At 63.8% G+C, this 12398-nt stretch carries 13 protein-coding genes; all 13 read right to left on the reverse strand.

Features of this window, described 5'->3' with window-relative positions:
• Window positions 1–74 precede the first annotated feature (74 nt).
• From BMX68_RS22585 to BMX68_RS22645, 13 genes are read right to left on the reverse strand one after another with little or no spacing between them, the layout of a single operon-like run.
• Entirely contained in the window at window positions 75–1322 is a 1248-nt protein-coding gene (locus tag BMX68_RS22585) for an NAD(P)/FAD-dependent oxidoreductase (RefSeq protein ID WP_017130084.1), read from the reverse strand.
• Window positions 1313–3664: an MMPL family transporter gene (locus BMX68_RS22590; RefSeq protein ID WP_017130085.1), complete on the reverse strand. Its 2352-nt coding sequence runs from the start codon at window positions 3662–3664 to the stop codon at window positions 1313–1315. The genes BMX68_RS22585 and BMX68_RS22590 overlap by 10 nt, the downstream gene beginning before the upstream one ends.
• A complete protein-coding gene (locus BMX68_RS22595) occupies window positions 3648–4256 on the reverse strand; it encodes an outer membrane lipoprotein carrier protein LolA (RefSeq protein WP_017130086.1) in 609 nt (202 codons plus the stop codon). The genes BMX68_RS22590 and BMX68_RS22595 overlap by 17 nt, the downstream gene beginning before the upstream one ends.
• Window positions 4253–4678 carry an acyl-CoA thioesterase gene (locus tag BMX68_RS22600; RefSeq protein ID WP_017130087.1) on the reverse strand — a complete coding sequence of 142 codons (426 nt, stop codon included), beginning with the start codon at window positions 4676–4678 and terminating at the stop codon, window positions 4253–4255. Before BMX68_RS22600 ends, BMX68_RS22595 begins: the two co-directional genes overlap by 4 nt.
• Window positions 4671–6215, reverse strand: a complete 1545-nt coding sequence (locus BMX68_RS22605; RefSeq protein WP_017130088.1) for an HAL/PAL/TAL family ammonia-lyase — start codon at window positions 6213–6215, stop codon at window positions 4671–4673. The genes BMX68_RS22600 and BMX68_RS22605 overlap by 8 nt, the downstream gene beginning before the upstream one ends.
• Window positions 6196–7134, reverse strand: a complete 939-nt coding sequence (locus BMX68_RS22610) for a lysophospholipid acyltransferase family protein (RefSeq protein WP_017130089.1) — start codon at window positions 7132–7134, stop codon at window positions 6196–6198. The genes BMX68_RS22605 and BMX68_RS22610 overlap by 20 nt, the downstream gene beginning before the upstream one ends.
• Window positions 7131–7892, reverse strand: a complete 762-nt coding sequence (locus BMX68_RS22615; protein WP_017130090.1) for a glycosyltransferase family 2 protein — start codon at window positions 7890–7892, stop codon at window positions 7131–7133. The genes BMX68_RS22610 and BMX68_RS22615 overlap by 4 nt, the downstream gene beginning before the upstream one ends.
• Complete coding sequence (locus tag BMX68_RS22620) at window positions 7885–9555, reverse strand: ApeI family dehydratase (protein ID WP_017130091.1); 1671 nt, start codon at window positions 9553–9555, stop codon at window positions 7885–7887. Before BMX68_RS22620 ends, BMX68_RS22615 begins: the two co-directional genes overlap by 8 nt.
• Window positions 9552–10097 (reverse strand): COG4648 family protein, encoded by a 546-nt coding sequence (locus BMX68_RS22625; RefSeq protein WP_017130092.1) that lies wholly within the window; start codon window positions 10095–10097, stop codon window positions 9552–9554. The genes BMX68_RS22620 and BMX68_RS22625 overlap by 4 nt, the downstream gene beginning before the upstream one ends.
• Window positions 10094–10348 (reverse strand): acyl carrier protein, encoded by a 255-nt coding sequence (locus tag BMX68_RS22630; RefSeq protein WP_017130093.1) that lies wholly within the window; start codon window positions 10346–10348, stop codon window positions 10094–10096. Before BMX68_RS22630 ends, BMX68_RS22625 begins: the two co-directional genes overlap by 4 nt.
• Before the next feature lie 9 nt (window positions 10349–10357).
• On the reverse strand, window positions 10358–10630 hold the full coding sequence (locus tag BMX68_RS22635; RefSeq protein ID WP_017130094.1) for a phosphopantetheine-binding protein: 273 nt from the start codon (window positions 10628–10630) through the stop codon (window positions 10358–10360).
• The gene (locus BMX68_RS22640; protein ID WP_017130095.1) at window positions 10599–11417 is read right to left on the reverse strand and encodes a lysophospholipid acyltransferase family protein; all 819 of its coding nucleotides are present in this window, start codon (window positions 11415–11417) and stop codon (window positions 10599–10601) included. Before BMX68_RS22640 ends, BMX68_RS22635 begins: the two co-directional genes overlap by 32 nt.
• Window positions 11393–12112 (reverse strand): beta-ketoacyl synthase chain length factor, encoded by a 720-nt coding sequence (locus BMX68_RS22645; protein WP_017130096.1) that lies wholly within the window; start codon window positions 12110–12112, stop codon window positions 11393–11395. Before BMX68_RS22645 ends, BMX68_RS22640 begins: the two co-directional genes overlap by 25 nt.
• Window positions 12113–12398: the final 286 nt, after the last annotated feature.

The following is a 12398-nucleotide window of genomic DNA, read 5'->3' on the forward strand; positions in this document are numbered from 1 at the left end:
ACCTGCCAGTGGCTTGCGCGCGACCACGTTGCCCCGCGTTTCCTCGCTGTAGGTATCGCTCAGGTATGGATTGTTCATGCCGGCGTGCTCGCACAGATTTCAGAGAGCATCCGCAGGCGGCGCTTGGATTCACTGACAAACGGATTGCGCTCGTCCCAGGCATAACCGGCGAGGATCGAGCTGATCATGGCGCGGATTTGCGGTGAGCTGTCAGGGTGATAGATCACATCCTGGAAGGTCCCGTCGTACCAGCCTTCGACGTAGCAGCGAAAGGTGTCGACACCGCGCTTCAACGGTTCGGCGAACTGGCTTTGCCAATCGACACGTTCACCCTGCAAGTGGCGGTGCAGCAGGCCGGCGGCCATGCTGGCCGAGCGCATGGCAATGGTCACGCCCGAGGAGAATACCGGGTCGAGAAATTCCGCGGCATTGCCCAGCAGGGCGAAGCCTGGGCCGTGCAGACGCTTGACGTTGGCCGAGTAGCCGCCGATGGCCCGTGCCGGGGTGTCCCACACGGCGTTTTTCAATACCCGTTGCAGGCTGGGCGTTTCGGCGATAAAGCTTTTCAGGCTGGCGTCCAGATCATCGCCGCGACCGGCAAAATGCCCGGCGGCGGCGACGACTCCGATGGAGCAGCGGCCATCGCTGAAGGGAATGGTCCAGAACCAGATGTCCCGTTGCTTGGGGTGAGTGGTGATCAGGATCTTTTCCCGCTCGAAAGCCGCCGCGTCGATCCGATCTTCGACATGGGCGAAGATGGCCTGGCGTGCCGGGAAGTTCGAGGGTGCCTCAAGGTCCAGCAGGCGCGGCAGGACACGTCCGTAACCGCTGGCATCGAGGACGAAGCGGGCCTCGATCAGGTACTCGCGGCCATCTTCGCGTCGGGCTCGCAACTGTGGCTGCGAACACTCGAAGTCGACGCTGACGATTTCCTCGCCATAACGGATTTCCACGCCTTGCAGGGCGGCTTGATCGGCCAGCAGTTGGTCGAAATCAGCGCGCTGGACCTGGAAGGTGGTCGGCTTGCCCTGGCTGAAGGTCTGGCCGAAATCGAAGGCGCTGTAGCGCTCTCCCCAGGCGAAGGCCGCGCCGTTCTTCAACTGGAAACCGGCGGCGTTGACAGCATCGAGCATGCCGGCCTCCTCGACGAAGTCCAGGCAGTGCGACAGCAGGCTTTCACCGATGGAGAAACGCGGGAAATGCTGGCGCTCGACGATCAGCACGTCATGGCCGTTGCGCTTGAGCAATGCGGCGGCGATGGCGCCGGAAGGGCCGGCGCCTATCACCACGACTTCGCGGTGTTGCGTTTCAACTATTGGCACACAAGCTCCTTGCCGGTTTCGGCGTTATGGGTGGGCGATTGGCGTCCGGCCCAGGGCGCCAGCAGGAAACTGAAGACCAGGCCGAGGCTGACCGAGAGGCCGAAATTGCTGATGGCCGGGGTGTTGGAAATCGCCAGCAGACCAAACGACAACCAGGTAGTCAGCGCAGCGAGCAGGGTGCCCAGCAGACTGACGGCGGCGCCGCCGATCTGCTCGCGCATCAGGATCGCGTAGTCGACGCTGATGGCCGTGACCAGCAGCAATCCGAACAGACTGAATAAGGTCAGTGGCTGGCCCAGCCACCCGAGACTGGCGAGGCTGCACAGCGCCGCCAGCAGCGGCAGTGCGACAATGCGCAAGGCACCGCCGAGGCCGAACGGCAGGATCAGCAGCAGCACGATCAGTACGCAGGAGGCGAGCTTGAGTTCTGCGGCGCTGACCTGGGCGGCGGCGAACACCCTGTTCAGGTCGCCGAGACGATCCACCAGTTGTACCCCCGGCAGGTCCACGGCCTGGACCCGCAGCAGCTCGGCGTCGTTCAGGCCCTGCAGGCTGACCATGCCCGCCACGCCATCGGCGTAGGGGCCGAGCCAGAGGGCGCGCCAGGGTTCGGCCAAGGGCCCGACCAGCGCGCTGTCGATGTCCTGGATCGGCAGCGCCTGTAACTGGCTCAGTTCGCGATGCAAGGCCGCCAGCGGCACGCCCAAGTCGAGTAGCGGTTGCCAGTGGTCGGGCAGTTGCTGGAGCGCGTCGCGCAGGTGTTGTTGTTCGCTGGGCGGGCTGACCAGTTGGTTCAACGACAGATAGCCTTGCAGCTTCTCCAGGCCCACCAGTTGTTCGAGGCGCTTGCCCAGTGCCGCCGAACGCTGCAGCAGTTGCGGTTGATCGGCGGCGCGCACGAGGAAGAACTGGCTGGTCGGCTGATAGCCGGTGATCCGCGCAATGGCCTGGGCTTCGGCCTGCAATTGCGGTGGCGCGCCGACCCACTGGCGGATGTCGTTCTTGCTGTGTAACTGCCATAGGCCGGCGGCACAGAACACGATCAACAGGCCTAGCAACAGGGGGTTGCCGAGCTTTCTCAAGAGTTGTTCACGCAGCCCCAGCAACCCTTCACAGATCCGCAACGGCCACTGCGCGGGGCGCAGGTCGGTGCCCTTGAGCAGCGCCGGCAGCAGGCATACCGCACTGAGATAGGCACCCAGCAGTCCGGCAGCGGAAAACACGGCAATCTGGGTCAGCGCCGGAAAGGGGGTCCAGGCCAGTGCCAGATAACCGATGCAACTGGTGGCCAGGCTCAGGCTCAGGCCGGGCAGGATGAGGCGCAGGGCCGGCCAACTGTGCCAGGGTTTCAGCGTCCAGCTCTTGGACAGGTAATGCAGCGGGTAATCCACCGCGACGCCGATCAGGCTGGAACCGAGTACCAGCGTCATCACATGCATATGGCCGAACAGCGCCACGCAAGCCACGGCGCCGAACAGCATGCCCACCAGGACCGGGACAAACGCCAGCAGCACGCGCAAGCGACGGAAGGCCAGCAGCAACAGCAGGAGAATGCCCAGGGTGGCGCCACCGCCGACCCAGGTGATTTCCCGGGTCGCCTGTTGCTGGCCGTTGGCGGCGTACAGCAGGCCGCTGGCGGCCAGCAGTTGCACATCGGCCTGGCTCGCTTGCTCGCGGCTTTGCCTGAGCAGTTCGGCCACTTGCAGCGGCAACTGCATATCGAAGGCGTTGCCGGTGGTCCGCGCCCGCAGCAATACCCAGCTCTTGCCGTCGGCATCGGCCACCAGGGCACCGCTGCCGATATCCAGTTGCACGGCGCCGCGTTGCGGCTGGCTGTTCTGGATACGTCCGGTCAGGCCCAGCCAATCATCCTGGCTCGGCACCAGATCGAAGCCGGCGAAAGGGTCATACAGCGCCTGTAGCCGTTGCTGGATAAAGGCCGCCGGATCGTCGATCAACTGCTGGCGGTCCTTCGCCGCGAGCATGGCCAGGCGCCCTTGCAGCAGTTGTTGGCGCAAGGCAGGTAAATCGGCTTGCAGATCCCAGTTGACCTTCTCGAACAGCCCGCTGGCCTGCCATTGCTCACCCAGTTGGCGCGCCATGGCGATGGCCTTCTGGCGATCGAGGTGGCCGACCAGCACCAGCATTTCCCGGTTCAATGGTTCCTGCATGCGTTGGTCGGCTCTGAGTTCCAGTGCCTCGGGCGAGGAGCCCGGCACCAGTTCCATCAAGTTGGCCGACAGCGGCGCGCCGTGCCGCCATTGCCAGCCGGCGAGCGCCAGCACGGCCAGCAGCAGGATCAGGAACAAGCGCGGCAGCAGGCGTTCACTCGGCAAAGTCATGCTGCTCCGCATCGCTCAATGGGCGGTTCGCCGTGCTGTCCAGCATGCGCAGGACGGTGCTGTCGCCCTGGGTTTCCAGCAGCTCAATGCGCTGTACCCGTTCGCCACCCTCAATGTTGATCCGGGTGAAGATCTGTTTGAGCAGTACCGAACGCGGAATCAGAGTCAACTGCCACGCCTTGGCCTCGCCTTGCAGTTGCAGTTCGAAGTCCCGTTGCAGGCCGCTGCTGTCGCCTTGCAGCACGGCAATGAACAGACGGTTCTGTTCGGCGCCGGCGCTTCTGTTCGGCAGCATCCGCCAGCCATCGGCATCACGCCGGGCAATGCCCTTGGCGCTGATGCGGTAGTCCTGTTGCAGCGGGCTCTTGAGCAGCCAGAGCAGGCCATGGTCCTTGGCGAGGACGAAAGTGCCTTGGCTGGTCAGCGGCTGTGGCAGCGCCCGCAGGTGTTTTTCCTGAATGAACCGACCGTGGATCACCGAAGGCTTGGCCAGTTGTTCGCTCAGTTGCGGCAGGTCGAAGGCGGCGGCTTGGCTCGACAGGCCAAATGCCAGAATCAGGACCAGGAAAGCTGCCTTGAACCCTGTAGTCATGCCAGCACCTTCTCGACCGCGTCGACAAACACCCTTGGCGAGGCCAGCAGCATCTCGCGGCTGCTTAGATTCACCGCCACTTGCACCGTGCTGGCGCGGGTCAGGCGTTCGCCGCTGGCAAGATCGCTGATCAGGTAGTTGACCTTCAGACGGTTCTCCCACTCGATCAGATCGGCCCGCACCTTGATCTTCTGACCGAACACCGCACCGCGCACGTAGCGCAGTTGCAGGTCGATCACCGGCCAGGCGTAGCCGGATTCGAGCATCTGTGCGTAGTTGTGGCCGATACGATCCAGCAGTGCGCAGCGGGCGACTTCCAGATATTTCACGTAGTGGCCGTGCCAGACCACGTTCATGGTGTCGACGTCGAAGAACGGCACGAGGATTTCGCTATCGACCTGAAGCACGCCACGGCTACGCATACAGACTCCAGCGTCGCTCGGCGATGCGTTGCAGGCACAGGCGCAGTTCGGCTTCCAGGGCGCGATCCTCGATCACCGGCGGGAAGTCCTTGGCCAACGCTTCGTGCATAGCCGCCAGGGCCGGCGGCAGCGGGCGGGCGTCGGTGGCCCGGTTGCGCAGCCAGACCCCCTGGTTGGCGGCCAGCAGGGTGGCGGCGGCGACCTGCTCGGTCAGTTCCAGCACACGGATCGCGTCGCGGGCGGCGATGGTGCCCATGCTGACCTTGTCCTGGTTATGGCATTCGGTGGAGCGCGAGAATACGCTGGCCGGCATGGTGTTTTTCAACGCTTCGGCGGTCCAGGCGCTGGTGCCGATCTGCACGGCCTTGAAGCCATGGTTGAGCATCGCCCGCTCGGCCTCGCAACCCGACAGGTTGCTCGGCAAACCATGGTTGTAGCGCACATCCACCAGCAGGGCGAACTGCCGGTCGAGCAAGTCGGCGACGTTGGCCACCAGGGTCTTGAGGCTGTCCATGGCAAAGGCGATATGCCCTCCGTAGAAATGCCCGCCGTGGAGCACGCGTTCTTCTTCGGCGTCGATGATCGGGTTGTCGTTGGCGCTGTTCAGTTCGGTTTCGATAAAGCCGCGCAGCCAGCCCAGGCTGTCGGCCAGCACGCCGAGGACGTGGGGCGCGCAGCGCAGTGAGTAACGGTCCTGCAGCCGGTGCAGCGGCGCGGTCGGGGCATCGATGGCCAGGTCTTCGCGCAGCCAGGCGGCGACTTGCATCTGCCCTGGGTGTGGCTTGGCGGCGAACAGGCGCTCGTCGAAATGCTCTGGATTGCCCTGCAACGCCACCACATTCAGCGCGGTGATACGGGTTGCCAATTGCAACAGGTAGTCGGCACGGGCGAAGGCCAGGCAGGCCAGGCCGGTCATCACGGCGGTGCCGTTCATCAGCGCCAGGGCTTCCTTGGGCCGCAGGACCAACGGCTCCCAGCCGAGCTCGCGGTGGACGTCACGGGCCTGGCGGCGTTCGCCACGCAACAGTACTTCACGTTCGCCGGACAGGGTTGCGGCCACATAGGACAGCGGTGTCAGGTCGCCGCTGGCGCCCACCGAACCCTCCTCGGGAATCAGCGGCAGGATGTCCCGGTCGAGAAACGCGTGCAGGCGTTCCAGCAATTCCACGCGCACCCCGGAGACACCGTGGCACAGCGACTGCAAACGGGCCGCGAGCACGGCGCGGGTGGCCTGCGGATCGAGCAGCTTGCCTAGGCCGCAGCCGTGGAACGTGTAGAGATGACGGGGCAGTGCCTCGACATGCCGCAAAGGCACCGCCACCACGCAAGAGTCCCCGTAGCCGGTGGTGACGCCATAGATCACGCCTTCCTTGTTCAGCAGTGAGTCGAGGAATTGCGCACCCTTGGCGATGCGTTGGCGGTAGGCCGGGTCGTTTTGCAGTTGCGTCGGCGCCTGACGGTTGGCCAGGACCAGCACGTCTTCGATGCGCAGCGGGAGTTCGCCGAAGGTTACCGGCTCAAGCGGATACGTCGTCATCGGTCTTCCAGAAAGGGTAGAAATTGAACCATTGGAGGGGCGCCTGCAGGCAGTACTGGCCCAGGCGCTCGGCATAGCGGGCGGCCCATTGGGCGATCACCTGTTCGCGGTCGCCGCGCTTCCATTGCACCATGTCGGTGAAAGGTTCGAGGGTGATGCGATAGCGGCCCTGGAGTTTCAGGCAGAACAGCAGGTTGACCGGGCATTTGAGCAGTCCGGCCAGCAACCAGGGGCCTTGGGGGAAGGTCGCCGGGTGACCGAGGAAATCCACCCGCACGTTGCGCCTACCGTGGAGCGCAACACGGTCGCCGGCAATCGCCAGCCACTCGCCACGGTCCAGGCGCTGGCTCAGTTGCAGCATGACTGCCGGGTCCAGCTCGCTGACCTGGATCAAGCGCAGGTTGGTCGCGCCGGCCTCGCCCAACAGTCGATTGAAACGTTCGGCGTGCTTGGTGTGGACTAGCACGTTCATCGTGACTTTCCCCCCCAGTTCGGCGAGGGCACGGCAGACTTCCAGGTTGCCCAAGTGGGCGCCCACCAGCATCTGCCCACGTTCGCCGCGCAGTTGATCGCGCAGCAGCGCCGGGTCGACGATCTCGATCTGCTCGAGGCTCAGCTTGCCATTCCATACATCGAGTTTGTCCAGCAGCGCGTCGGCAAAGGCCATGAACTGCCGGAAGACCGTCAGCAGGGTCGGTCGCAGGGCGCCCTGGCCGCTCCAGGCAGCGAGGTGCTGCTGGTATTGCCAGGCACTGCGCCGGGCAGTGCGCCCGAAGAGGAAGAAGTACAGGACGATGCCGTGCAACACCGGACTGAGCATCCGCCGTCCCAGAATCTTGACGCCGAAGGCGGTGAGTTTCATCAGCCAGAAGCTACCGCGTTCCTGGCGATCGGCCCAGTGTCGCTGTGCGTCCTTCATGCTTGCCACCTTCGCCAGAGAATGCTCGGCAGGCGCACCAACATGCCGAAAAACAGTCGGGTGTGCATCCAGGCAATCAACGTGTTGTCGTGGAACAGGCGAAAGTGCGACAGACCGTCCTGCGGGTAATGAACGCGGGTCGGTAGCCAGCGCATGGGCTGGTTGCGCCAGGACAGGCGCACGAGGATTTCCGGGTCGAAGTCCATGCGCTTGCCGAGTCGGGCCCTGTTGATCAGGGCCAGCACCGGCGGCAGCGGGTAGACCCGCAAACCACACATGGAATCGCGGATCTGCAACGACAGGCTGTTGATCCAGACCCAGACATGGGTCAGGTAGCGGGCGTAGAGGCGGCCCTTGGGCACGCTTTCATCGTATTGCGGGTAGCCGCAGATCAATGCTTGGGGATGGCTGCGGGAGGCGTCGAGAAAGCTCGCGACAGCGCGCAGGTCATGCTGGCCGTCGGCGTCCACCTGCAAGGCGTGGCTGAAGCCCAGGCGCGAAGCTTGCCGCAACCCTGCCATGACCGCGCCACCCTTGCCCTGATTGATTGGCAGCTTGACCAGGAAGATCCGCTCGTGTTCAGCCAGTTGCTCCAGCACCGTGGCGCAGGCCGGGCTGCTGGCGTCGTCCACCAGCACGCAGGGCAGGCCGGCCGCCAGCAACGCCTCGACCACGGCCGGCACCGCAGCCTCGTGGTTGTAGACCGGGATTACCGCGCAAGGTTGGTGCGGGATGCTGAGTGGATCAAGATCAATCATGCGCTGCCTCCAGCACGATCCGGCCGCTGGAGCAGGCGGCGCTGGCGTTGCGAAAGGCGAAGTGTAGTTTGCTGCGTATCGGGTCGAAGCGCAGGCTCAGATCGATCCGATCGCCGGGGCGGACCAACTGTTGGAACTTCAGCACTTCCATGCCGGCGAATTTTGCCGGCAATTGGAGTCGCTGGCGACCCAGTTCGAGTGCCCAATCCACTTGCACCACGCCCGGCAGCACCGGGGTGGTGGGGAAGTGGCCGCTGAAATAGGCGAGGTCCGGCGGCACGGCCAGTTGCAGCAGCCATTCGCCATCCGTTTCGTTCTGGGCCAGTATCTCCGGACCTTTGGGGCGTGGAGCCTGCAACAGTGCCTGGACATCGGCTTGAGGCAGCTTGCCCTGGGGGTTGAGCGGCAGTTGCCGCAGCAGACGCCAGCGACGTGGCAGCGCCAGTACCTCGCAATGTTTCAGCAGGTGTTGGCGCAGGGTGTCGGTCAGCGTCCGCCGACCTTGGTTGCGCAGGGTGTGCAGCCCTCGGTCGGAGAGCACCAGCAGTGCGCCGAGGTAGGCTCGGTTCTCCTGCACCACGCCCAGCCGTGCTTCGGCGACCCAGGCGTGCTCCTCCAGGGCCTGTTCGAGCATGGGCAGGGAGATGCGTTTTTCCTCCAGCTTGACGATGCGGTCCAGGCGACCCAACAGCTCGAAGCGACCATCGGCTTCGAAGCGCACGGCATCCGCTGTCTGCTCGACATGCCCGACTGGTAGGTACGGTGAAGCCACCCGCAGGGCACCCTCGGCGTCCTGGTCCAGTTGCACATCGGCGAAGGGACGCCACAGCCGGGCGCCCTGGCGCCAGGCGATACCGCCGGTTTCCGAACTACCGAGGATTTCCGTCGGCCATTGGCGCAGGTGTTGTCGCAGGTTGCTGGCGGCGTCTTGCGGCAAGGTGTCACCGGAGGAGAACACCCGGCGTACCTGGCTCAGGGCCGGCCAGTCAAGATTATCGCCCATGCGCTTGAGCAGGGCCGGGCTCGCCACCCAAGCGAACTGCGAGTGCCGGCGACTGGCGCGTTGCAGGTCCTCGGGGAAGGCCAGTTGCGTGCGCACAAAGGGGCGTCCGGCACACAGTGGCCAGAGCACGCGGAACAACAGGCCGTAGATATGCTGGGTGGCGACGCTGCCGATGACACAGGCCTGGTCGAGGTCGGCGCCCCATAGGTGTTCGAGGGCCTGCACTTCATTGGCCAGTTGTCGCAGGCTTTTTTCGATGCGCTTGGGTTCGCCGCTGGAGCCGGAGGTGCACAGGCTCAGGCGACAGGCATCGAGATCGAGCGCGGCGGGGCTCAAGGGCTTTGCCTGCAGGTCATTGAGGGTTGCGCTGTCGGTCAACCACAGGTCGACATCCGCTGACCAGCGCTGGCGTGTCTGTTCTTGCAGATCGGCCACCAACAGCACGGCAACCCCGGCCCGCCAGGCGCCGAATAGGGCAATCGCCAGTTCTCCGGCGTCTTCCAGGTGCAATGCCATGCGCTCGACGCCACGGGCCCGCAGCCCGGCGGCCAGGCCCAGGGCCTGCCGGCACAGGTCGGCATGCTCCAGCGGCGGGTCCATCGTCACGGCCCGTCCGGCGTGTGTCTTGAGCAGCAACTGCTCAAGGTTTATCCAATTCATGCACTGCCTCTTACGCGTTGGCGTATCAGCCATTCAATGGCAAACAGCAGGCCCATCAGCCCATAGGCGATCAGGCCGTTGTACAACGCCCACCAACTCAGCGGCGCCCACAGGGTCAGTGCGGCTGCGAGCAGGCCGTTACAGAGAAAAAAACAGCTCCAGGCGCAGGTCACCCAGCGGGTGTAGCGAATTGCTATCTGTGGCAGCTCCGGCTCGCTCAGGCGTGCCAGCCGCTCGGCCATCGGTGGGCCGAATTTCAGGCTCAGGCCGAACAGACCGAGCATGAAACCGCTGATCAGCACCGGATACCAGCGCAGCAACGACGAGTTGTTCAGCCAGGCCAGCAAACCGCAGAACGCCATGGCGCACAGTGCCATCCACAGGCTGGCGGGCTTGCGTGCGCCGGTCAGGGCACGGGCCAGCCACAGGCCGCCGAGCAATATCCCGAACTGCCAGGGCGCAAAATGCTCCATGCCCAAATACACCGCAAAGGGATACAGCAGGCCGGCCAGTAGTAGGCCCAGGCCGGTCAGTCGGCTCATGCGGTCGGTTGGACCAGGCGAAACACAGCCTCGACCACGTCGTTAACGGTGCGTACCGACTTGAACTCATCGGCAGCGATTTTCTTGCCGGTCTGACGCTTGATGTGGTCGATCAGGTCCACGGCGTCGATGCTGTCGATTTCCAGATCCTGATACAGGTTGCTGTCCAGCGTGACGCGCTCAGGTACCAGCTCGAAGAGTTCGACCAGGGCATCGCGCAGCGTATTGAAGATGTCTTCACGGGTTTGCATGGTGGTGTCTCAGGCTGCCTGTTTGGCCGTGACGAAAGCCGCAAGGCTGGCCACGCTGGAAAAATGGTCGCGGGTGTCCTTGGCGTCGCCATCGATCTTGATGCCATAGCGTTTCTGGATCGCCAGGCCGAGTTCGAGGGCGTCCACCGAGTCCAGGCCCAGGCCTTCGCCAAACAGCGTTTGCTCGTTGCCGATGTCCTGGGCACTGATGTCTTCGAGGCCGAGGGCATCGATGATCAGTTCCTTGATCTCATGGTGCAGGACGCTTGTCGGATCGCTCATCTGTGGCGAGCTCCTTAATGAAGTAATGGTGCAGAAAATCGTTGAGCCTGCGCGAAGCCTGAGGCGCGGGGCCTTGGCTGGCGAAGGCCTGTGGGTCTATATCGACTCCGACGCGAAAACTGAAGTGTACCCGGCGTCTGGGAATGCGATACCAGGGTTCGGCCTTGGTCAAGGTGGAGGGGCTGACCTTGATCACGACCGGGGTGATCATTCTCGCACCTCGCAAGGCAATCGCGGCGGCGCCGCGATGAAAGGCCGGCGCCTCTCCCGGCGTGGTGCGTGTACCCTCGGGGAAAATGATCAAGGTCTGGCCCTCTTGCAGCGCCGCAGTAGCGGCCTCGAGCATTGTCATGCTGCCATCGTTGCTGATGTACTGGGCGCAGCGCACTGGTCCTCGGGTGAACGGGTTCTGCCAGAGACTCTGCTTGACGACGCAGTTGGCGTTACGCACCAGGCCGATCAGGAACACCACGTCGATCAGCGACGGGTGGTTGGCGATAATCATTTGTCCGGGGCGTCCGAGCCGTTGCACGCCCTCGACTTCGTAGGTCAGCACGCCGGTCCGTGCCATGAATCGGATCAACAGCCAGAACAGCCGGCTGACCGTTTGCCGTGCGCGCCGGTATGAGTGCCGTGCATCGCCGGGCAGAGCGTTGAGTAAGGGGAAGATAACCAGGCGCAGGCACAGGCCACCCAACCCGAACAGGGCGAAGCTGACAGCGGTGGCCAGCAGGCGCCAGTAATAAGCGTCTTGAGGCTTATTCACGTTCGGCGCCGCCAGTTCCATGCCCGGGTCTTCCATCTGTGTTGGCAGATCGGGTCTGGGCCGAGCAAGGTACGCACCAGATTGAGGGCATGAGGCCATTGGCTTCTGACGCCTTCGTCCTGGCAACGGTCCAGGGACAACTGCCATTCGTCGCCCGGTGTCAGCAACAAACCGACGGCATAGGGGAACGGTACGTCGTCGATCCAGCGGCTGTAGGCTTCGGGCGGTTGTTCTTCGGTGATCACCAGCAATACCGCCGGAGCACCTTCACCGAGCAGTGCCGCCGCCTCCAGCATGCCATGCTCCAGGCCGTCGCCATTGGCGGCCAGCGCGCTCATTTCGCTGGTTTCGCCGCGTATGATCGACCACAAGCCGACAATGGCGTTATGTACCGAGAGACTGAACTGCGTGGGCGAGAGTGGCTGGTCGGCAGCCAGATCGCTGAGAATTTCCAGTGTGCGTAAGGTTTCGCCGTGCCGGGAGATGAAGACCAGTGGCAGTGCCTGGTGCCCCTGCGCCAGCGGCCAGCCGACGCTGAAGGCCATGCGCGCCAGGCGGCTGAGGCGGCGGCGTTGCATAGCTGGCAGGAACGACACATCGGGAGCCGCATCGCTCGGCGCAAGCACCGTGGGCTGGCGGCTCCAGACCTGCCAGTCGGCCACGCTCTCGAGGCCCGGGGCCCAGGCACCCCATTGGGCAATATTGAAGTTGATCACTGAGTAATCTTCCCGCCCCTGCGGGCTTGCTTGAACGCCACGGCTGGCTCCTTGACCGACATTCCACTGGGCGTGGCGCCATGGCCGAGTGGCGCGCATTATCCCGGTGCCACGGACTTGTAGCAAACAATGGGCTACATTTTGCCCGATAAAATCTACAAATGGCCAAAGCACCCTGTGTCATATGCCCATTGTCGATATTTTCGGCGATATGTCTGTCGGTCGTTTCCTTGATTTGAGTGGAGCGTTCGAGAGTTTGCGCAGTTATTGCCGATGATGGAATAGT

The sequence above is a fragment of the Pseudomonas agarici genome (assembly GCF_900109755.1).
Classification (GTDB): Bacteria; Pseudomonadota; Gammaproteobacteria; order Pseudomonadales; family Pseudomonadaceae; genus Aquipseudomonas; species Aquipseudomonas agarici.